Raw genomic sequence first — 21,963 nt, forward strand, 5'->3', positions numbered from 1 at the left:
AAGTCCAGAGACATGAATTTTTTCGGGAACTACAGCGCAAATTTGTACGCGAGGATTTTGTAGCACAGTTTTGCGGCGAGGAAATCACAGCCGTGCAGCTCTGGCCGGGGTGCCAGCTCGACAACATCCGCGCCGACAATGTCTGCGATTTCAGCGGTGTGGCGGAGGATGGGCATGACATCGTCCCAGAACATGCCGCCCGGCTCCGGTGTCCCGGTTGCGGGCATGAGCGATGAATCGAAACCGTCGACGTCGAAGGTCACGTAGACCTTTTTTCCGCGCAGGGGCTCGAGCGCCTTCTCTATGTCCCACTTGGCCTTCTCCCGGGCCCAGTGGATATCGATGCGGTGGCGGTTCTCCTCGTAGAACGGCACTTCGGTCCGCGAGATGTTGCGGATACCGAAGCTCGTCAGGTTCACCCGCTCATCGTCCAAGCAGCGGCGCATGGCGTTGGCGTGGGAGTAGTAGTCGCCGCGGAACATGTCTCGCAGGTCGGCATGGGCGTCGAACTGCAGGAGGTGCAGCCCGTCGTGCTTCTCGACCAGCGGCTTGATCGCGCCGGGGGTGATGGAGTGCTCACCGCCCAGGGTCATCGGGAAGGCCCCTGCCTCGAGGGTCTTGCGGACGAGGGCCTCGAGCTGGCCCATGCCCTCCTCGATCGTCTTGGCGATGGGGCCGGTTTCGATGATCTCTTCGTTAAAAGAGCGGATCGGCTCACGCCAGAGCTCATCGTCCCAGAGCTCGACTTCTTTGGCGGCCCGAAAGATCGCCTCGGGCGCCTTTGCGGTGCCGCCTTCGTAGGAAACGGTGTCCTCGAGGCCGAAGGGGATGATGTGGACGCGGGGCGCGTCCTCAGGGGCCGCGATGCGGTCGTGTTCGAACATGAGGTTAGTCATGGGTAAATCCTACGCCGACGTCTTCCCGGACCGCGGGGCTTGCCCCGGGGATCCGGGATCCATGGACCAACCTCGGGCGCAATTCCAGAGGGTAGTCCATGGGTCCCGGCTCTCCCTCCGGTCGGCTGGGAAAGCGGACAATCAAGTTGGTGCCTTGCTCCCCGGTAAGGGAGCTGCCCCTGTTAGGGGCTGAGGGGTCGAGAGCGGCGTCCCCCTTCGTCAGCTTCGCTGACACTTCCCCCACGGGGGAAGAGGAACCTACTCCAACCCCTTCCGAATATACGCAGGCAGAGCAAATGCTGCTTCGTGCACTTCGGGGGTGTAGTAGCCCATCTCCAGCGGGTTGGCGCTGGTGCGGCGGCGGAGCCAGGTGGCATCGTGCGGGTACTGAGCGTCTGACGCGAAGCCGAGGGTCATCAGGCCGCCGGTGTAGGTCGGTACGGCTGCGACGTAGAAGTCGACATTCGCGAAGCTCTTCGACTGACGCTCCTTGATCATCTTTGGCTCCCACGGCTGGAGGAACGGAAGGCCGCCCTGCACCGTGAGGATACCGCCGGGGGTCAGGACGCGCTTGCAGCCCGCGTAGAACTCCTCCGTGAAGAGAACTTCGCCAGGGCCGACGGGATCGGTCGAATCGACGATGACCACGTCATAGCGCTCGTCCGTCTCCTGCACGTACTTCGCACCGTCAGTGATGACGATGTTCGTGCGCGGATCATCGAAGGCGCCGTTCGAGGTCTCGGGGAACCACTGCTTGGCGAACTCGATGACATCCTTCTCGATCTCGACGAGGGTCGCGCTTTCGCAGCTCTTGTGGCGCAGGACCTCGCGCAGGATGCCGCCATCGCCGCCGCCAATGATCAGGACCCGCTTCGCCTCGCCGTGGGCGTAAAGCGGCACATGGGCCAGCATCTCGTGATAGACGAATTCGTCCGAGGACGTCATCTGGATGATGCCATTCAAGGCAAACATCCGTCCGTACTTGGCGTTTTCGAAGACGACGAGGTGCTGGTGGTCGATTTCGTCATCGAAGAGGACTTTGTCCACGCGAGCGGAGTGGCCGATGCCCTCCTCCATCTCTTCCTTGAACCAGAGCTCGTCGCCGATCTTGTGGAGGTACTTGCCCATCAGTCAGCCACGCCTTCGCCGCGGTAGAAGGTCTGGACGTTTGCTTCGTCTGCGGAGAAATGCCGCTTGAGGATCTCGACGGCCAGCTCAGGCTTGGCGTCGCCGCACATGAAGACGTCGAAAGCCGCGTAGTCGCGCTCCGGCCAGGTGTGGACGGAGATGTGGCTCTCGGCCAGCACCGCCACGCCCGACAGACCGCCCGAGGGCAGGAAGGTGTGGATGTGGATGTGCAGAAGCGTCGCGCCGCAGGTCTCGACGACCTCGCGGAAGGCGGCGTCCATCCGGTCCTTGTCCGTCAGGTTCTTCGCGCCGACAAGGTCGATGATCAGGTGCGTGCCTGCGTAGACCTTGCCGTCACGCTCGATGAAGTGATCGAGAGCGTCATTGTCATGGTGCAGATCATTGGCTGCGTCGAAGGCGGGTTGAAAAAGGGCAATCTTGGTCTGGCTCATCGGTTGATCTCCTCGGCTGCCATCTCAGGGGCGCCTTTGAAAAGGGAAGGAAAAGGGTCGTCGGCGAGGCCGGCCTCTTGGAAACGTCCGTATCCGTTGAAACCGGTGACCATACTTCGTCCGTAGGCACCCAAGGTGCCGAACTCGATATAGTCTCCGACCTGCGTGGCTTCGGGGAGGTAGAAGGGACCGAACATCTGGTCCGCATCGTCACAGGTCGGCCCGTAGAGGCGGAAGGGCGTCTCTGCTCCTTCCCGCGCTAGGTTCTGGGCTGGATAACGCCAGCCTAGATGGGCGGCGTCGTAGAGTGATCCGTAGGCCCCGTCATTGATGAAGAGCGCGTCGTCCTTGCGCCCCATGACCATGACGATGACGCTTTCTGCATCCGCTGAAAGGGCGCGGCCCGGCTCACACCAGAGGCGTGCGTTTCCGGCCTTGGGGAAGTCTTCGAACTTCGCGGCGATCTCCGCAAAATAGGCTTCGAGATCCGGCGGCTCCATCCCCGGGTAGGTGGCTGGGAAGCCGCCGCCCACGTCGAGGACGTCGACGATGACCCCTGCCCTGCGCACGGCGCGCGCGGCACGGTCCATGGCGCCTGCGAAGGCTGCGGGGCTCATCGCCTGGCTGCCGACGTGGAAGCAGACGCCGAGGCGTTCCGCCTTGCCGCGCACGGCCTGAAGGAGTGATGCGTCAGCGCTTTCGTCCGCGCCGAACTTTGAACTGAGGCTGATCTTGGCGAGGTCGGAGCTGACCTGGAGCCTGACGCAGAGGGTCAGGTCCGCGGCGCCCTGCGTCGCGGTCAGGATCTTCTCGAGCTCCGCCTCGGTATCGAGAGAGAATATGCGCACGCCGTGGACGAAATACGCCTCGGCAATGGCCCGCTCCATCTTCACCGGATGCATGAAGCCGATCGTTGCCCCCGGCGCATGTTCGCGCACGAGCCGCACTTCGGTCAGGGACGCAGCATCGAAATGCCGGATGCCTGCACCGTAAAGCGTCTCGATCAGCCATGGCGCTGGGTTTGCCTTGACCGCGTAGAGAACATCTCCGGGAAAGCCTTCGAGGAAGCGTCTGGCCGCGCGCTCCGCGAGATGCGGGCGCTGGCACACCACCGGTACCTCGGGCTGCAGCTCTTGGACTAGCTGCCGCGCGTTATCGAATTGGACCACCGCATGGGACCCCCGTGTGTAAGGCGGCTACGGGACGCCCTTGTCCCCTGACCGCCGTTAGACATGAGTGCCGGACCCCTTGCAGTGGGCCCCTCAATCGGTCGGGGCTTTGGTGGGATACGGCAGGAGCGCGCCGCTAGCGCTCTCCGCTACTGAAGTAAAGATGGGAAATCAGGGGGTGCACTCAACCGCGGAGAGGGGTAACCCTCCTTCAGATAATCCACGACCTTATCTGGAGGAGATCCCATGATCATTTCGCGGCGCACAGCTTTACTTGGCGGCATGGTCGGGGGCGTCGGTGCCTGCGCGACGAAGCCCCAGCTTGGTAGCTTCCAGAACGCAGGGGCAGGCGGTGAGGACACCTTCGCCTGCGGCGTGGCGAGCGGCGATCCGCGGCCCGATTCGGTGGTTCTCTGGACCCGGGTGCATGGTGTGTCGGAGGGCCAGGTGCCCGTCACCGTGGTGATCGCGGAGGATGAAAGCTTCTCCAGAATGGTCTGGCGCGGCAAGGCCGAGGCAGGCCCGCAGACCGACTATTGCGTGAAGGTGGTCGCTGACAGGCTCGAACCGGGGAAGAGCTACGCCTACAAGTTCCTGGTCTTTGACCGCGAGAGCCCCGTCGGCTTCACCAAGACCCTGCCGCTGGAGGCAGAGAGCGCACGGTTCGCGATCGCCAGCTGCACCAACTACCAGTACGGCTTCTTCAATGCCTATGATCACATCGCCCGGCAGGAAGGGCTCGATGCAGTCCTCCACCTTGGCGACTATCTCTATGAGTATGGCCCCGACGGTTATGGCGGGGATGTCGGCGCGGCCATCGGGAGGCTGCACGAGCCTGCCAAGGAGATCGTCGTCCTCGACGATTACCGCCAGCGTCACCGCCAATATAAAGCCGACCCTGCCTCCCAGAGGATGCACGCGAAGCACCCGCTCATCGCGATCTGGGACGACCACGAGACTTCCAATGACAGCTGGAAGGACGGCGCGGAAAACCACCAGCCCGAGACCGAAGGCCCGTGGGCTGAGCGCAAGCGCGCGGCGATGCAGGCCTACTATGAATACATGCCTGTGCGTGAGCCTGTGCCGGGCCGGACGCGGGAAGAAATCTGGCGCGACTATGGCTGGGGCAAGTACCTCACCGTCACCGCCATCGAGAGCCGCCTGACCGCGCGGACCAAGCCCATCGGCTATGAGCAGGCTGCGCCCATGCTGGCCGAGGACGGCGGCGCGGACCGTTATCGCGCCGAGGTCCTGAACGATCCTGAGCGACGCCTCCTGGGTGCGGAGCAGATGGATTACGTGATGGGTAGCCTCAAGCGCTCTGTGGACACCGGAGCTGAGTGGCGGCTGATCGCGAACCAGATCCTCTTCGCCCGCGTCTCGCTCCCTGCCCTCTCGGAATATGTGGGCGAGGCAGAGATCGCGGCCATTGAGCCCCTCTTCCCAGAGATCAGGGACTTCATGGCGTATACGTCAGCTGGCCTGCCCTACAACACGGACAGCTGGGACGGGTACCCTGTGGAGCGGGAGCGCTTCTACGAGGCGTCGGCCACGGCTGGCGCAAGCGATCTCGTGGTCCTGACGGGCGACACGCACCAGTTCTGGGCCAACGACCTGAAGCGGGATGACGGCACCCACATGGGCGTCGAGCTTGGCACGGCGGGGATTACGTCGCCTGGGCCAGCGGGCCTCTTCGGTGACAAGGCCTTCGATTTCAGCCTGCTGATGCGCAGGGACAACCCGGAAGTTCGGTACACGGACGCCATCAACAATGGCTACCTGCTCTTGAGCTTCGAAGAGGATCGTGGCCGCGTCGACTTCATCACCATGTCGACGGTCAGGAGCCCTAATTACACCGCCACCCGGGGCGCTTCATTCGATCTCGTGAAGAAGAACGGCACCGTTGAGTTCGCCAAGCCCAAAGGGCTCGGCTTCAAGGAACGGGTTCTCTACCGCTAGGAGCTGAGAGCTTAGGAGCGGCCGGAGAGCCGCTTCACTTCCGCCTTCACTTCGGCCTCGACGATGGGCTGAAGGTTCTGGTCGAGCCACTGCTGGAGCATAGGCTTGAGCATCTCGAGGACGAGGTCCTCGAGGGTCTTCGGCTGCGGTGCCTGGCTGATCTGGACCTGGCGCTTGAGGCTCGCGAACGCAGCAGCGACGCCGTCGGCCTGACCACCGCCAAGAAGGCTTTCCACGACACGGTCGGTGAGTGCTTCGTTGGTCTCGGGAGCAGTTGCCGGCTCTTCTGCGGGTGCAGCGACCTCTGCCTTTGGTTCCATCGTCGGTTCGACCTTCGGAGCGGGAGCTTCCGCTTTCACTTCAGGCGCAGCCGCAGGAGCAGGCTTTGGTTCTTCAGTCTTCGGAGCTTGCGCTTCGGCGGGCGCACCGCGCTCCGTGGCGACTTCCTCTGCTGGCAGCTCGGACAGAAGCTCTTTGAGCGGAGCAGCGTCGAAGGCGGCGGTCGCTTCGTCGTCATCCGTCTGCGGAGCAGCTTCTGGTGCCTCAGCTTTGACTTCAGGCGAAGCCTTCGGAGCAGGTTTGGCTTTGGGTTTTGCTGCCTTCGGCTCGCGCGGGACCGCCGGGATGAACGGTTCGTCGTCCTCGTCCTCAATGGCAGGCGCAGCGGCCTTCGGCGCGGCTTCGGCTTTTGCTTCCGCCGCGGCCTTTTTCAGGTCGACCGTGTTGGTCTCGTCACGCGGCGCTTTCGCCTTGGGCTCTTCTTCCTCGTGGATGATCCTGCGGATCGACGCGAGGATTTCGTCCATGCTGAGTTCGGTCTGCGCCGCTGCCATGCCGCAAGCTCCAATAAGAGTTAGGTAACCACCATCGGGGCGTTCGGAATCAGGAGCAAGTGCAATTGCACGTAAAAGTGGTAAACGCGCGTGACCTTAGAACGCGAAGCCGGCCTTTTTCCTGAAGGCCGGGATGACCCCTGCAGGGTGCGCTTCGAAGAGCTTCCGTTCGCCGAACACCTCACCAGAGCGTGTGTAGAGGGTCGCGGTTCCGACCCTGCCTTCGACGCGGACGGTCACGAGGCGGCCGACATCTTCCTTGAGCTGTTTGAGGAGCGGCTCGAGATTGTCCTCGACGCCGCCGGCCACGACGATAACGTCATACGGCCCCTGGGCCGGACACCCCTCGGCCAGCGGATTGGCCATGACCACGGCGTTATCGATGCCAAGCTCGGAGATTCGCTCCGAAGCGCCGGTGACGATGGCCTCGTCTTCTTCAACAGCAACGACGACATTGCAGAGCTTGGCGAGCACGGCGGTCGAGTAGCCGTAGCCACAGGCGATATCGAGAACGAGGTCATCCTTCTGGATGTTCGCCGCGTTGATGAGCTTGGAGAAGTCGCGAGCCTTCAGCATCCAGCGGTCATCGAAGAGCGGCACGTCCTGCTCGACATAGGCCAGAGCACGCTTGTCCGCGGGCACGAAGCGCTCGCGGGGCAGCTCGCTCATCGCGTCCTGCAGCGCGAAATCGGTCACGTCGTTCGGACGGACCTGGCTGTCCACCATGTGTTTTCGCGCCTTGGCCGTATCCACGCTAACCTCCGGGATGATGCAAAACTGAGCTCGTTCGCGGGCTGTTAGGCGTCTTCTTCGAGAAAGAGAAGGTCCCCGCTTGTGATCCTTTTCCGGCTCGCTTATGGACCGCCTTCCGGCGCGGTCGCGGCGGGTCTCGAGGCACCATGGCGGAGTGGTGACGCAGCGGATTGCAAATCCGTGTACCCCGGTTCGATTCCGGGTGGTGCCTCCATTTCCCTCCCTCATAGAGAGAGTTTCTTCGGCCGCTACACGCTTGCGTTGAGCGAGACTTTCGATGTCATTCTGTCACCTTTCGGAACCCGCATGAATGCTGGTGTCTGATCCTCAACCGATCGTGTGATAAACTTGCTCTAAGGCAATTTTTTTTGGCGCCGGTGGTTGAAATCGAATCCACATTTTCAATGTTTTTCGATAAGAGGCACCCGTGGGGAAGGTAAGGAGTCCTAAGATGGCAAGGGCAAACTGGGCGCGACAGGGCGTCGCAGTGGCAGTATTGGCCGCTTCCTGCGCCACACCCGGACCCCGGGAGGCGCTGGAGCCGATCGAGACCGACCGGGCCAACTGGGCGGCGGTGACCGAGGGCGCGCCTGCGACCCCGGTGACGGACAACTGGCTCGCAGACCTTGCCGACCCCGTCGTGGAAGAGGTCGTTGCCGACGCTCTCGAGAACAATTTCAACATCCAGGCGACCTATGCCCGGGTTCAGGCGAGCCGAAACGTTGCACGCGCGACCCGCTCGTCGCTGCTGCCTTCTGTCAGCTCTGGCCTGAACGCCAGCCGCTCCGGTGGTCCGATTATTTTCCAGGGCCAGCAGTTCGGTGACCAGTTCCAGACCAACTTCGACTTAGGGCTAAGCCTCCAGTGGGAGCTCGACGTCTGGGGCCGCCTCACGGATCAGACACGCGCGGCCTACCTCGATGCGGCTGCGCAAAACCTCGATTTCGCAGCGGCGCGCCTGTCGCTGGCTGCCAATGCGGCGCGCGGCCACTTCAACCTGACGGCTGCAAAGCTACAGCGCCAGCTGGCGGAGCGTGATGTCGAGACGGGCGAAGCCAACCTCAACATTATCGAGCGCCGCTACAATCGCGGGATCTCGACCAGCCTCGACCTGCGCCTCGCGCGTTCAAGCCTTGCCAGCTCCCAGGCCGCTCTTGAGGGCCGGAAGCAGCAGGAGCTCGAGGCGAGCCGCCAGCTCGAAGTGCTTCTCGGCCGCTACCCCTCCGCTTCGATCGAGGGCCTTTCTTCCCTGCCGAACCCGACAGGTCTGAGCGACAGCCGGCCCATGTCTCTTGGTACGCCGGAGGAGCTCCTCGTCCGTCGCCCTGACATTGTCGCCGCCGAACGCCGCCTGAAAGCCGCAGGCCTCCGGGTCAGCCAGGCGCGCAAAGCCTTCCTTCCGCAGCTCAGCCTCTCGGCCAGCGTCTCCGAAAACGCGCTGCCGCCACAGGGTTCGACGGTCGCGACGTTCGAAGACCTCTTTGACTTCGACCTTCTCTCAAAGCGTCTCGTCGGCAATCTGACCCAGCCGATCTTCCAGGGCGGGCGTCTCATCGCCAACGAGCGCCAGGCCGCCGCCAACGCGCGCGCTGCGCTCTATGACTATGCGACCACGGCCCTGACCGCCTGGCGCGAGGTCGAGGACGCCGTGGCAGCTGAGCGCCTTCTGGCACTCCGTCAGGAAGCCCTGGCCGTCGCGTTCCGCGAGGCCGCAGCTGCCGAGGACCTGACCGAACGCCGCTATCTGGCAGGCACCACCAATATCTTCGACCTGATCAACGCGCAGCAGCGCCGCATTCAGGCCGAGGGACAACTGATCGATGCCCAGCGGGCAAGGCTGGCGAACCGCGTCGATCTCTACCTGGCGCTTGGCGCCCCCTATCAGCTCAAAGGCGAGGAGCAGCTCGCCGAGGCCCGTACCGCGAAACCCCTGACCGCGATGGGCCCATCCGAAGGAGATGTCCTATGATCCGGAAACTCGTCGTCATCGGCGGCACCTTAGGTGTCTTGTTCTTCTTCGTAGCGGCCATCTCCGTCATGGGAGCGCTCCGGCCCGAGCCTGAGAAGCAGGAGGCTGAGGTCGTCGCGCCCATCGCCTTCGTGCGACCCGTCGAATACGGACCGATCAACCTCAAGGTGAAGACCCAAGGCGAGGTCCAGCCCCGCCGCGAGATCCAGCTCGCAGCCCAGATCGCCGGCAGGATCGAAAGTGTCTCGCCAAGCTTCGCTGGCGGCGGCGTCATCAAGCAGGGCGACGTGCTCGTCACCATTGAGGATGACGACTACCGCCTCGCCGTGACCCGCGCTCGCGCAACGGTGGCCCAGTCGGAGCAGCGCCTCGCGGTTGAGGAAGCGGAAGCCGCCCTCGCCGCTCGCGACTATGCCGAGCTTTCGGGCAATGACGGCACCGACCCATCGCTCCTCGCGCTTCGCAAGCCCCAGCTCGCTGCAGCAGAGGCTGACCTCGCCTCGGCCAAGGCCAACCTCGCCGATGCCGAGCTGGCCCTGAAGCGGACGCGCATCCGTGCGCCGTTCGATGGCCGTGTGCGGACCATCAACGCCAACGTCGGTCAGTATGTGGCGCCAGGCGCCAATCTCGGCGCGGTTTTCTCGACCGATGTCGCAGAGGTTCGCCTGCCCCTCACCGACAGTGACCTTGCGAAACTCCAGCTCCCCTTCGCCTTCGAGGCTGAAGGCACCGAGGGCCCAGAGGTCATGCTGACCGCTGACGTCGCAGGGCAGATGCGTCAGTGGAAGGGTTATCTCGTTCGCGTCGACGCAGCGATCGATAGCTCGACCCGCCAGATCTCGGCCATCGCTGAGGTCATCGACCCTTATGGTCTCGGATCGGACGAGGGCTTCCCTATGGCCTTCGGTCTGTTCGTGAACGCCGAGATCGACGGCCCTGACGTCGAGCGTGCGACCACGATCCCGCTCCTCGCCCTTCAGGATGACAACTCCGTCTTCGTCATCGACGACGAAGACCTCCTGCAGGTCCGGCGTCCGATCATCGTGGCCCAGGCCGGTGAAGGCGTCATCGCCACCGGCGGCCTCGAAGAAGGCGAGCTTCTCGTGATCAGCCCGGTCACCGTTGGTGTTGGCCAGCCGATCCGTCCTCTCTACGAGGGCGGCGAGAGCGCCAGCCGCAAACCTGTCTCGACGGACACCGGTCTCTCGGCCGCTGCTTCGACGGGTAGCCAGAACGGAGCCAACTGATGAACGGTCTCGTCTCCTGGTGGGCCAAGAACGAGGTTGCCGCCAACCTCCTGATGGCCTTCATCATCATCATCGGCATGCTGAGCTTCTTCTCGCTCAGCCGCGAGGCCCAGCCGTCGATCCAGCCTCAGTCGGTGAGCATCAACATCTCCTGGCCGGGCGCATCGCCGACTGATGTCGAGGAGCAGATCGTCCTCCGCATCGAGGAGGAGATGGCCAACCTCGACAACGTCAAGGAACTGACGGCCATTGCCCGCGAGGGCAGCGCATCCCTCACGGTCGAGATGACCGAGAGCGGCGACTTTGACAGCTTCCTCAACGAGGTGAAGGCCCGGGTCGACGGCGTCTCCAACCTGCCCCAGGACAGCTTTCCCCCGGTCGTGGCGCGAACGAACTTCGGCAACAACCTCGCCTGGATCATGCTGTCCGGCGATGTCGGCGAGAGGAAGCTCAACCGCCTCGCCCGTGAGGTCAGGAACGAACTCGCAGCCGTTCCGGGTGCGACGCCCCTCATCAATGTTCAGGGCCTCAGGACCGAAGAGGTCTCGATCGAAGTCAGCGAAGAATCCCTGCGCCGTTACGGCCTGACCTTCGACGACGTCTCCCGCGCCATCCGCGGCTCATCGCTCAATCTCTCCATGGGCGAGATCCGTACCGACACGGGCAACATTCCCCTTGCCTCGCGCAACCTCGCCAACACAGAGCGTGAGTTCGGCGAGATCATCGTGCGCCAAGACCTCGATGGATCAGTGATCCGTGTGCGCGATGTCGCCAAGGTGATCGACGGCTTCCCCGACGCGAACTTCCGTTTCCGCATCGATGGCGAGCCGGGCATGATCATCGAGCTGAACCAGCCCGAGAACGCGAACCTCAAGACCATCATGGCGGCGGTGCGCGGGTATATCGAGCGCAAGAATGCCGAGCTGCCCAACGGCGCCAAGCTCGAGCTGCTCTTCACGCTCGAGGAGTTCTATGATGGCCGTATGCGGATCGTCAGCGAAAACGCCGCGACGGGTCTTCTCCTCGTCCTCATCATCCTGATGCTGTTCCTGCGGCCGACCGTTGCCTTCTGGGTCGCCATCGGTATCGGCGTCGCCTTCATCGGTACGTTCATCTTCATGCCGATGGTCGGTGTCAGCCTGAACATGCTGTCGCTCTTCGGCCTCCTCCTCGTGATCGGGATCGTGGTCGATGACGCGCTGGTTGTGGGGGAGAGTATCAACAGGCAGGTCGAGATCGGCCGTGAAGGCGTCGATGCTGCCATCGTCGGTACGCAGATTGTCCTCAAGCCGGTGGTGTTCGCCGTCCTGACGACCATGCTCGCCTTCTCGCCGTTCCTCTTCATCGGCGGCATGTTCAAGGCGTTCCTCCAGGCCATCTCCTGGACGATCATCCTTGCGCTGACCTTCTCGTTGATCGAAAGCTTCCTGATCCTTCCTGCTCACTTGGCGCACCTCAAGAAACCGAGCGGCAAGGGCATCATGGCGATGCAGGGCAAGCTGGCTGACGGCCTCCTCTGGTTCGCTGACCGTTTCTATCGCCCGATGATCAAGACGGCGATCCACGGCCGGACGATCACCATTGCCTTCTTCCTCGGCCTCTTCGCCGTGTCGGTCTCCCTCGTGGGCCAAGGCTGGATCCCGCTGAAGTTTGACCCGGATATCGAGAACGACTTCCTGCAAACCAACATCGCCATGCAGGAGGGAACCTCTTGGACAAGGACCCAGCAGGTCTACGACCAGATCGAGGCTGCGAACATCGAACTCGACAAGGTCCTTCTCGATAAGGCCGGCAAGGACATCATGACGTCGACCCAGCTTTGGGGTTGGACCGGTGGCCTCAACGGCTTCAACACGTTCGTCTCCGGTGACGAGCGCGGCATGACCATGGCTGAGATCGGTGACATCTACCGTGACCTGATCGGGCCTATTCCCGACGCTCAGGAGATCACGATCAGCTCGACCTTCTCGAACGGCTCCAACCGCTTCGTGCTGGCGATCGAGACCAATGACCTCGACCAGGCCGCTGCGGCTGCTGACGAGATCAAGGAGTATCTCCGTTCACGGCCGATCCTCTACGATGTCCGCGACAACCTCCAGGCACCGCTCGACGAGCTTCGTCTGAAGCTCCGTCCGGGTGCTGAACGCTTCGGCGTTACGGTGCAGGACGTCGCGCGGCAACTTCGTCAGGCCTACTACGGTGAAGAGGTCCAGCGCCTTCCCCGCGACGGCCAGGACGTCCGCGTGATGGTCCGCTACCCGCTGGAGCAGCGTGAGAGCCTCGAGAGCCTCTATTCAGGCTTCCGGATCAGAACCCCTGACGGTCGCGAGATCCCTGTCTCTTCCGTCGTCGAGTTCGAGACTGGACCAGCCGTGCGCTTCATCCGCAGGACCGACCGCAAACGCTCGGTGACGATCTTCGCCCGTATCCGCGAAGGCGCCGATGCAGGTCCCCTGCGCGGTGAGTTCTACGGACAGGTGGTGCCGCAGATCCTCGCCAAGTACCCCGCCGTGGACATTGTCCGCCGCGGCGGTGACCAGGAGCAGGCCGAGTTCCTCAACTCCTTCTTCGTGGGGATGATGGCGGCGCTCCTTGGCATGTACATGCTTCTGGCGATTGCGTTTGGCAGCTACTTCCAGCCGCTCCTCATCATGTCAGCCATTCCGTTCGGCTACATGGGCGCCGTGTTCGGGCATGCGATATTCGGGATCGAGTTCTCGATCTTCTCGTTCTTCGGGATCGCGGCAGCCGCTGGCGTGGTCGTCAACGACAACCTCGTGCTGGTCGACTATGTGAACCGGCTGAGGGCCCAAGGCGCCGGCGCGTTCGCCGCCCTCGTCGAGGCAGGCACGGTGCGCTTCCGCCCGATCCTCCTCACCTCGGTGACGACGTTCATCGGCCTCCTGCCGATCCTGCTCGAGCGCTCGATCGACGCAGAGTTCCTCAAACCGGTCGTGGTCAGCCTTTCCTTCGGGGTCGCCTTTGCGCTCTTCGTGACGCTGTTCTTCGTCCCGGCGATGTACGCGGCAGGCGCCGACATCCAACGCTTCTTCAAGGGTATCTGGACCGGTGAGCGTCAGCCTCGCCTTGGCGAAGGCGCCTCTGCTGAGGGTGTTCCGGAGATCAAAGGGGCCGAGCACGTCCCTGCGGAATAGGGTTCCAGCTTTACCGCTGGTTAACCTTACCCGTGCAGGTCAAGGGTGTCTTCTTCTCCCAGGAAGACATACCCACCATACCCCCAAGGGACCGGCCTCGCTTTCGCGGGGCCGTTCTCTTTCAGGGAGGCGGAAAAAGCGCGAAAAAGGGGAAAAAACGGGGTTTTCACCCCTGCCCCAATACGCTACTGCCGCCCCTCATTCCGGTGTAGCTCAGTGGTAGAGCAAGCGACTGTTAATCGCTGGGTCGGGGGTTCGAATCCCTCCACCGGAGCCATCCCTTCAGGATCGTTGAGCAAGACGCACCGTACTTGGTGGCAGGCTTCTCTGCTGCTCATCCTCTTTATACAGATAAAATAGCCTCGCCGACTCCGGTCGTCTGCGAGTTCGGACGCTGACCCTTCATTGAAGCCGGACGCTCAGCAGCGTACCTGCGCTTGAGATGGTAGAATGTGGTGCCCCCAGTCCGACTCGAACGAACGACCTACTGATTACAAATCAGTTGCTCTACCAGCTGAGCTATAGGGGCATTGGCGCCTCAGATGGCGCAAATTGCCGGGCGTTGCAACGGGGTATGCGCCCGGTGCTTAACCTGCGGCGCGTCTGGCTGCCTCATGCGCTGGCGCGGAGCTGTTGGCCTGTTGAAGCGGTAGCTCCACGCACTCGCCGACCTGGCCGTCGAGGGCGCCTTCGTAGATCAGGCCACCGATGATCCCGGCAATCGCCATGCGCATGCCGTGATCGGTCGAGAAGTCGCCGTTGATCTGTGTCTTCACGAGGAGATACCCGATGAACCTGCGCACGAGCGCAGGATCCGGCGACTGCGGTTTGTTCCAAAACTGGTCGAGCGGTCCCTGATGGGTGAGCCCTTCACCGTCATAGAGAGCGTTGCCGAGCGCGATGGTGGGGCAACCCATTTCCACGGCCGTCAGGCCAGCGGTCGAGTTGATGGTGATGGCGCCGACTGACTGAGGCAGGATCTGACCGAGCACGCCACCGTCGACATAGACCACGCGATCTTCGACCCGATACTGCTTCGCGGCATCTGAGATGCGCTGCCGGTGGTCGTCGAGATCGTGGTCGAGCGGGTGGGCCTTGAAGACAAGCTTGGCGTTCTTGGGAGCGCAGTTCGCGAAGCTTTCGATTGTTGCCTCGCAGAAGGCGCCGAGGTCCTTGAACCGCGAATGCTTGTAGATCTGGCTGTCGCCGGGGCGCTGCAGCAGCGCCACGTAGAAGGGATCACCGCTGTTCGTGACCGCATTAAGCGCGGCGAGGCTCTTCTTCCTGAAGCCCATCCGGTTGCGGACATAGCGACGGATATGGCCGACGCACTGCTTCCACGGCGCGTAGGAGAAGGCGTTCTTGTACTTCGGGAAGCGGTGCCAGTGGAAATAGAGCGCGAGGTTCGCGACCGTGGTCCTGATGACATAGGCGCGCGTGTGCTTACCGGTCGGCGTGGCGATCTTCTTCCGCGATGCAAAGAGCGCCGGGAAGGTCTTGATGGCCTCGAACTCCTTCAGGAGCGCCGAGTTGGCGTTCACGCCTCCACGCTCGAAGGTGATCCAGTGCGGCCGGAGATAGCCCTGCTCGGTCACGAAGACCCGGACACCCAGCGCGCCAGCAACGTCGACAGCCATGCGGTGATAGGCTTGGCAGTCAGAGTGCATGATCACATCGGTGATGCCGCGCTCTTCCATCTCGCGTGCGAGCCAGCCGGACCAGGCCTCAGGGCCTTCCTTGAACTCAACAGCAGGAAAGCGGCGGTTCCAGCCCCATACGTCTGCGCCGGTCAGATTGACCTTGGCCACTTCGGCGCCAAAGCGCTGAAGCTCCTCTGCAAGTCGCAGGTAGAAGGGACCGAAAGGCCCCTGCAGCAATAGAAATTTCCGGCCGATCAAATTATCGATCTCGTCCAGCCCCTGCCCGAGCTGCGCCGATTGTTCAGCGAGGTTCTGCCCCATAGCCCAAATGTCCCCAATTGGGTTAACGCTAGCGATGGACCCCCACCGGAATCAATACGGGTCAATCGTTAATTGTGAGGAAACTGGCCTGATAAGATTACAAAATCACGCCTGATACCGGTTACCCCGTGGCCGTGAGGATTGCATCGATTCGGGCTTTCGAGAGCGACCCTATCCGCTCCAGCCCGAACTGCTCCCCGATGGTCACCGCAGCTTCCTGCCCCAGTTTCTGTTGCAGCGCAATATCTTCTGCCAAGTCCCTCAAAGCATGCACGATCTGGTCAATATTTGGCTCAGCCCACATCTGGCCTTCCGCGAACGGATAGTCGCCCGGGGCAAGCGACCTCAGCGAAAAATCGATCGGGACCGAGTTGGTGCTGGTCATGAAGTCGGTGTTGCCTGACCAGTTCGTGGCGATGGCAACCTTCCCCCGCCCCATAGCTTCCGCGATGTTGAGGCCGAAGCCTTCCGCTCGGTGAGGCGAAAGGAGGACGTCGATGCCTTCCATGAAGTCGGCCATATCCTGGCCTGTCATGACCTGGTGCTTGACGATGACGCCGGGAACGCCAGCCGCCTCAGCGAAGACCTGACGGGCGAGGTCCGAATCGAGGGGGCCGTGGCTTTTGAGGATCAGGCGGACATTGGACTTTTTGGGATCGGGGAAGGCTCTCCGGAACGCTTCCAAGGCGCCCATCGGGTTCTTCCGCTTGATGAAGGAGCGCGTGTCGAAGACGGTGGCGACGGCGAGAGTTTCGGGATCGTCGAGGCCCATCGCTGCCCTGCCCTTGGCCCGGTCGCCGGGATTGATGACGACGGGGTGGGGAATGAGGGTAATGGGTTTGTCGATCCGCTCGGCCACGGCGTCGCGGACGAAGCGGCTCGGCACCCAGATTTCGTGGAGGCCGTCGGCGGCAGCGACCCAGTGGCTCGGGAAGGTCCTGAGCTCCCACGCCCAGTAGCCGATGCGGTAGCGGCCTAAACGCTCCTTCTCACTCAGCGTACCGAGGGTCCCGAGGGTGCGGTCAGCATTGACGTGAAGATAGAGGATGCGGGCGTCTTCGAGGCTGTCCTCTTCGCCGTCCTCTAGATTGGCGAAGCCTTCCGCACGGAGCGTTCTGCGGTGGACTTGAACGCCGGCCGAGCGGAGGGCTGCTTCCTTGTTGCGGGCGGCCTCACCGACGCCGCTTTCCGTCTTGAGATAGCCGACGAGGGTAACGGCTTCCGGCAGCGAAGGATCGACGTCGAGGTCTGTCGGACCCTTTGGCTCTTCAGCGTCCGGAGTGTCGGCCGGGGGCTCGTAGCCTGGGATCAGCTCAGGCGGCAGGCCATGCTGAGCAGCCCCGTCTTTCCTATACCAAGCGGCAAAATCCTTGCGGTCGCGTTCCCTGCGGAGGTCAAACGCGGTCCTCAGGTCCGTCCGCATGCGCCAGACCTCGTGCATGATACGCGTGATCTCTGCGCCTTGGTGATCGAGAAGCGTATCCGAACGGTGGTTGTAGAGGGTCGGATTGAAGGTGAAGAGCCCGTCTTCATCAACGCTCAGCGCATCCTCGTGCACCCGGCGATAGACCTTGCGCATGAAGTCGGCGATCGGCCGACCGTCCTTGTGCGTTCCGTAGGCGTAGGGAACGCGGCGCCAGTGATCCTCGTCATGGCTTGCCAGCGCAGCCTTGTACTCCTCGAGAAGTTCACGCGCGTCGCCGATATCTGCTGCCGTGTAGCGGTTCTGGTGGCGGGAGAAGACTTCCGCGTTCTTCCGGTCGACGCCGGAGAAGTGGAAGAAGACGAGCGGATCGCTGCCTGCGGTATACTGATCGCCCTGCCTCGCGACGGGACGCTCGTGCAGGTTCCAGTAAGCAACGTTGTAGCCCCGGTGCCGCAGGATATGCGCCTGTTCCACGAAGGCCGGGGCCATATCCATGAACTTCTGGTCGACAAAGATGCCCATGGGCAGTGCGTTCAAGCACCGGGTGCGCATGTGGTCTGCCCACCAGCCGAGCAGGCGCTCCGTATCGGTAGCATGCGCCATCGCCGCGAAGCCCAAATTGTAGGACCCGGTCTGCATGATACGGCGGTCATCAGGGTCGTAGCCGTCATCAAGCGGAGCCAGAGCATGGGGCGTCAGGATCAACTCCGCACCTTCGTCGAAGACCTCATCAAGGCGCGTCAGCGGCGCGGTGACGTAGATGTCTGGGTCGAGATAGACGGCACGTGAACCCGGCTGGTCGCGGAAGACCTTCTGGAAACAGAACGGCTTGATGGCCGTGTTGAACTCCATAATGTCATAGCGAAACGCCATGTCCGGGAAGGTCTCGATGCCGAGGGTCCTCGCCTCCACCACGTCAAACGGAAGGTCATTCGCATCGAGATCATCGGGGACGATATCGGCGAGGAACAGGACAAACCTCGCATCCGGTTGGTGCCTCGTCAGCGACGCATGGAGCGTCCTCGCGAAGGGCATGTAGTTCGCCGAGCAGATTGTGAAATAGGTGGTGGGCGTCGCCATAACTCAGCGGGTCTTGATGCGCTTGGCGAGCTGGGGCGCCACACGTCGGTTGAACCGGGTGGCGGCTCTGCGCACCGGCTTGGGATACATGAAGGCGAAGAACTTGGCCTTCTCCATGAGCTTCATGGTGAAGACGGCCATCCGTGCCCGGACGGAGCGCTTCTCATCGGTCAAGGCGAATGCCGCTTTCGGGATGAAGGCGGGGGCAATGTCCCATTCCCTGTAGCCCGTCTCGACGAACCATAGGGCGTAGGCCTTGGCCTCCTTGGCATTCCTGATGTTGAAGGCGACCTGAAGGTGCGGCTTCCTAAGCCAAAGGTCGGCCATCACAGGCGAGATGAGGTGCTGGTTCTTGTGGGTGATGCCTGTCGCGCCCTGATTGAAGGGTCCCTTGGCGAGGTCGAAGACTTCCTCGAAAGGCTTCGCCGATGGCGGCACGGACTTTGCGTAGACGGTTCTGACGAGCTTCGGGATCTCTTCGCCGGTGAGGAACTGTCCGTAGGCGTATTTGGCTGCTATGCCGGCCTCCTTCAGCGCCTTTCGGTTGCCACGCAGTTTCTCGCGATAGGCATCGAACAGCGCCCTCCCCTCGCCGAGGTCAGCGACAGAGACACGGTCCTGGTGGACACTGACAAAGTCGGCCTTGTCCTCGCGGATGCCTGAGAAGTGCATGAAGACGAGAGGCTGGCCCGCGGCGGTGAACCCATTCGTCGCCCTGGCCAGGGGCCTATGCGCGAGGTTCCAATAGGCGACGTTATAGCCCGGGTGACGCAAGATCTTCGTACGCGGAAGATAGGATGGCATGAGGTCGACATATTTCTGGTCGACAAAGACCCCGGCATCAAGATCCACCCGGCAGTCTGCGGGCATCCGCCTGCCCCACCACTCCGCAAACTTGCGGGCGTCTTCCGTATTGGCGAGCGCGGCGAAGCCGAGATTGTAGATGCCCGTCCGCATGATTTTCAGCTCAGTCGGGTTCTTCTCCATGTCGAGCGGCTGGCAGATATGGGGCGTGATCACCCCCTGCGCACCCTCCGCGATGGCATCCCAAACATCTGTGAGCGGACGATGAAGCTGGATGTCCGGGTCGAGGTAGACAATACTCCCCGCGCCCTTGTCCATGAAGTGGAGGAACGCCGCTGGCTTCAGCGCCGTGTTGAACTCCACGATGTCGTAGCGCATCGCCATGTCATAGTAGGTCGGCAGCGGCAGCTCCCGCCCCGGCAGGCACGACACGCCGAGATAATCAGAAATCGCGGAGACGTCGTCTGCCTCGTCGGAAAGGATCACCGTCACGCGCGCTGAAGGCTCGTGCTCCAGTACCGACGCGGCCAGTTCTCGGGCGAGCGGGAGGTAGTTCTTCGAGCAGATGGTGAAGATCTGCCGCGGCCCCTCGTGTGCACCTTGCGAAGCGAAGAGAGGGGCGGGGGGCATGGGGCAGTGTTGGTCCTTGAGGCGAAACAGGAAACCCGCGTCTCGCACACTCCGCCTCGGCTGTGAACAGGCAACGCCCAACCGCGGATGGTGCGGCGGCCCCGAATGAGGCAGAACGCCAAAATGAGCGATTCTCCTGCTTTCGTCCTCGATGTCTCGCGCCTCGTCTCACGCGCAGACCGCCCGAGCCCGACAGGGATCGACCGGGTCGAGCTGGAGGAGGCCGGGAAAGCGCTGCGCCGGACTGGCGAAGTCTTCTTCTACGCAACGCGCGGCCAGCGGAGCTGGTTCCTGCAGAGGGAGCAGATCGCGGCCCTCACCTCCACGCTTCAAGAACGGTGGTCAAAAGGGACGGAAGAAGGCGCGAAGGTCGCTCGAGAGCTCTATGCCTTCCTTGGAGCGGGCGCGCCTCCGAGCGAAAACCTGTCAGCTGTCGAAGCCCCTAAGCTGGACGGCCCTCGCGCCCCTGTTTCGATCCTGAGGTCCCGGAGGGCCGATTCCTATCTTTCAGACAGCGCGAACGCGGTCACCTACCGAAACGTCTCGCACCACCATCTCGACAAGGACGGCTTTCTCGAAGGCTTGAAAGAGCGGTGGGGCGCTGAGATCGACCTCTTCTGGCACGATGCGATTCCGATCACCTTCCCGGAGTACTCCAAAGACGGTGACGCCGCGAAGCACGAAAAGCGCCTCCGCGCGCTTCTCCGCTCTGCCGACAGAGTGGAGGTCAACTCCGAGGCCACGCACGATGAGTTGACCGGTCTCGCCGAGCGCTTCGGCCTCCCGGTCCCACCAGTCTCCGTCACGCCTTTATCCGCCGGGCTGCCCACAGACATCGAGCCGCTCCAAGCGAACAGGCCCTATTTCATCTGCGTGGGGACGATCGAGCCGCGTAAGAACCACGGCCTGCTTCTGCAGGTCTGGCGTGACATAGCTTCGGAACTCGGCGCCGATACCCCGGCATTGGTCCTCGCAGGTCGGAGGGGTTGGATGAACTCCGACACCTTCGCCCTCATCGACCGGTGTCCTGCCCTTCGGGACCACGTCTTCGAAGCCCCAGCGCTCTCGGACCGAGCCCTAGCCAGCGCCATCGCAGGTGCAAGGGCTCTCCTCATGCCCTCCTTTGCAGAGGGTTTTGGTCTGCCGATCGTCGAGGCCGAAGCGCTCGGCACACCGGTGGTTGCCTCGGATCTTCATGTGTTTCACGAAGTCTCAAACTCACCATTCGAAGCTGTATCTCCGCTCGCAGGGGATCGTTGGCGCGAGGTGATCATCTCATTTTGCGGAAACAAAGGCAGTACACTGCGAGGCGCTGCCTCGTTGGGGTCATAAACAAGGGCAGTCATGGCGACGTCAAAGTTTGAGAAAGCTCGGGATCGCTTCCTCGCCTGGTGCGCTGAGGACGCCATCCCCCTGTTCCGCGACAAGGGCCGTGACCCCCTTGGCGGCTACTACGAGGCCCTCTCCCATGACGGCGAGCCTCTCCGCGATGGGCACAAGAGGCTGCGCGTCCAGGCCCGGCAAGCCTGGTCATTTGCACGCGCCGAGCATCTTGGCCTCATGACCGGCGGACGCGAGGCTTCGGACCACGCCTGGCGCTTCATGATCGATGAGGGACTGAAGCCTCTCAAAGACGGACCGACCTGCTTCATTCACATCTTCAACGCCGATGGCTCCGTGAAGAGCGACCTGCGGGACAGCTACGACCACGCCTTCGTCCTTCTGGCGTCGGCTGAGCGCAGGTTGCGCTACAATGATCCGGAAGCGGATGACATTGACGCCATCGTCGAGCGGTACTTCGAAACCGTTCGCCACCCTGAGGGAGGGTTCGCAGAAGGCATCCCCGCGTCGCTACCTCGGCGAACGAACCCGCACATGCACCTCTTCGAGGCAGCGCTTCTTAGGCGCGAAGCTGGCCCTTGGGCGTTTTCTGACAGTGCCGTCGAGGAGATCAAGGCTCTGTGGGATCGCGCCTTTTGGGATCGCCAGCGCAAAGCCCTCCTTGAGTTCTTTGGTGAAGATTGGACCCCGGATGCGGCCAGCGGTTCGGTCATTGAGCCCGGCCACATGGTGGAATGGCTATGGCTGCTCCATAAAGCGGGGCATGCTGACCAAAGCCTATTCGAGACCCTCTTCGAGTCAGCGCGCGATTATGGGCTCCTCCCCGATTTTCCGATTCTTGCTGATACGGTCGACATTCGCTCCGGCATTCGTTCCGAGGGCGCAAGGCTCTGGGGCCAGACCGAGCATATCAGAGCCGCGCTTGTTCTCGCTCGAGCGACAGGGGAGGAACGCTTCTGCGAGCTCGCAGCCCAGCTGCTTGAGGCGTTCGACCGCCACTATCTGACCGGCATGGTGCGTGGTGGCTGGTATGACCGGCTCGGCCTCGACGGCAATCCTATCTCCGACAGGATGCCCTCGAGCCTTCTCTATCACATCCTCACATTGGCGGATGAGCTGGTCCATTCGGCTCAATAATTGAGCCCGATCAAAGCGTTCCA

The 21,963-nt window shown here is 62.5% G+C and carries 15 protein-coding genes and 3 tRNA genes; 8 read left to right on the forward strand and 10 right to left on the reverse strand.

Going from position 1 to position 21,963, the window contains the following annotated elements:
• Positions 1-29: 29 nt before the first annotated feature.
• From speB to HK107_RS10440, 4 genes are all read right to left on the reverse strand, one after another.
• Complete coding sequence (speB, locus tag HK107_RS10425; protein WP_173199486.1) at positions 30-896, reverse strand: agmatinase; 867 nt, start codon at positions 894-896, stop codon at positions 30-32.
• A 258-nt stretch (positions 897-1,154) separates the two neighbouring features.
• A complete protein-coding gene (speE, locus tag HK107_RS10430) occupies positions 1,155-2,024 on the reverse strand; it encodes a polyamine aminopropyltransferase (RefSeq protein WP_173199488.1) in 870 nt (289 codons plus the stop codon).
• Positions 2,024-2,476: an adenosylmethionine decarboxylase gene (gene speD, locus HK107_RS10435; protein ID WP_173199490.1), complete on the reverse strand. Its 453-nt coding sequence runs from the start codon at positions 2,474-2,476 to the stop codon at positions 2,024-2,026. The genes speE and speD overlap by 1 nt, the downstream gene beginning before the upstream one ends.
• Entirely contained in the window at positions 2,473-3,645 is a 1,173-nt protein-coding gene (locus HK107_RS10440) for a type III PLP-dependent enzyme (protein WP_173199492.1), read from the reverse strand. Before HK107_RS10440 ends, speD begins: the two co-directional genes overlap by 4 nt.
• Before the next feature lie 246 nt (positions 3,646-3,891).
• Between HK107_RS10440 and HK107_RS10445 the strand changes: the two genes are divergently transcribed.
• Positions 3,892-5,604: an alkaline phosphatase D family protein gene (locus HK107_RS10445; protein WP_173199494.1), complete on the forward strand. Its 1,713-nt coding sequence runs from the start codon at positions 3,892-3,894 to the stop codon at positions 5,602-5,604.
• Positions 5,605-5,615: 11 nt separating this feature from the next.
• On the opposite strand, the gene HK107_RS10450 is transcribed toward HK107_RS10445, so the two are convergent.
• Positions 5,616-6,437: a DUF2497 domain-containing protein gene (locus HK107_RS10450; RefSeq protein ID WP_173199496.1), complete on the reverse strand. Its 822-nt coding sequence runs from the start codon at positions 6,435-6,437 to the stop codon at positions 5,616-5,618.
• Positions 6,438-6,533: 96 nt separating this feature from the next.
• Positions 6,534-7,190 carry a protein-L-isoaspartate O-methyltransferase family protein gene (locus tag HK107_RS10455; RefSeq protein WP_198912390.1) on the reverse strand — a complete coding sequence of 219 codons (657 nt, stop codon included), beginning with the start codon at positions 7,188-7,190 and terminating at the stop codon, positions 6,534-6,536.
• 140 nt (positions 7,191-7,330) lie between these two features.
• Here HK107_RS10455 and HK107_RS10460 point away from each other — a divergent pair.
• The 5 genes from HK107_RS10460 (at position 7,331) to HK107_RS10480 (ending at position 13,838) form a co-directional block, all read left to right on the forward strand.
• Positions 7,331-7,404 (forward strand) — tRNA-Cys (locus HK107_RS10460).
• 237 nt (positions 7,405-7,641) lie between these two features.
• On the forward strand, positions 7,642-9,159 hold the full coding sequence (locus tag HK107_RS10465) for an efflux transporter outer membrane subunit (protein ID WP_173199498.1): 1,518 nt from the start codon (positions 7,642-7,644) through the stop codon (positions 9,157-9,159).
• Entirely contained in the window at positions 9,156-10,406 is a 1,251-nt protein-coding gene (locus tag HK107_RS10470) for an efflux RND transporter periplasmic adaptor subunit (protein ID WP_173199500.1), read from the forward strand. Before HK107_RS10465 ends, HK107_RS10470 begins: the two co-directional genes overlap by 4 nt.
• On the forward strand, positions 10,406-13,561 hold the full coding sequence (locus HK107_RS10475) for an efflux RND transporter permease subunit (protein WP_173199502.1): 3,156 nt from the start codon (positions 10,406-10,408) through the stop codon (positions 13,559-13,561). Before HK107_RS10470 ends, HK107_RS10475 begins: the two co-directional genes overlap by 1 nt.
• 202 nt (positions 13,562-13,763) lie before the next feature.
• Positions 13,764-13,838: transfer RNA gene (locus HK107_RS10480), tRNA-Asn, on the forward strand.
• 176 nt (positions 13,839-14,014) lie between these two features.
• Here the strand turns inward: HK107_RS10480 and HK107_RS10485 are convergent.
• From HK107_RS10485 to HK107_RS10500, 4 genes are all read right to left on the reverse strand, one after another.
• Positions 14,015-14,090 (reverse strand) — tRNA-Thr (locus tag HK107_RS10485).
• Between the two features lie 58 nt (positions 14,091-14,148).
• Complete coding sequence (locus HK107_RS10490) at positions 14,149-15,522, reverse strand: capsule biosynthesis protein (protein WP_173199504.1); 1,374 nt, start codon at positions 15,520-15,522, stop codon at positions 14,149-14,151.
• Between the two features lie 121 nt (positions 15,523-15,643).
• Positions 15,644-18,028: a glycosyltransferase gene (locus HK107_RS10495; protein WP_173199506.1), complete on the reverse strand. Its 2,385-nt coding sequence runs from the start codon at positions 18,026-18,028 to the stop codon at positions 15,644-15,646.
• Between the two features lie 3 nt (positions 18,029-18,031).
• Positions 18,032-19,462 carry a hypothetical protein gene (locus HK107_RS10500; RefSeq protein WP_173199508.1) on the reverse strand — a complete coding sequence of 477 codons (1,431 nt, stop codon included), beginning with the start codon at positions 19,460-19,462 and terminating at the stop codon, positions 18,032-18,034.
• Positions 19,463-19,585: 123 nt separating this feature from the next.
• Between HK107_RS10500 and HK107_RS10505 the strand changes: the two genes are divergently transcribed.
• Together HK107_RS10505 and HK107_RS10510 are read left to right on the forward strand one after the other, a co-directional pair.
• On the forward strand, positions 19,586-20,794 hold the full coding sequence (locus HK107_RS10505) for a glycosyltransferase family 4 protein (RefSeq protein ID WP_173199510.1): 1,209 nt from the start codon (positions 19,586-19,588) through the stop codon (positions 20,792-20,794).
• 12 nt (positions 20,795-20,806) lie between these two features.
• The gene (locus tag HK107_RS10510) at positions 20,807-21,940 is read left to right on the forward strand and encodes an AGE family epimerase/isomerase (protein ID WP_173199512.1); all 1,134 of its coding nucleotides are present in this window, start codon (positions 20,807-20,809) and stop codon (positions 21,938-21,940) included.
• The last annotated feature ends 23 nt before the right edge of the window (positions 21,941-21,963 follow it).

Source organism: Parvularcula mediterranea (genome assembly GCF_013085255.1).
Taxonomy (GTDB): Bacteria; Pseudomonadota; Alphaproteobacteria; order Caulobacterales; family Parvularculaceae; genus Parvularcula; species Parvularcula mediterranea.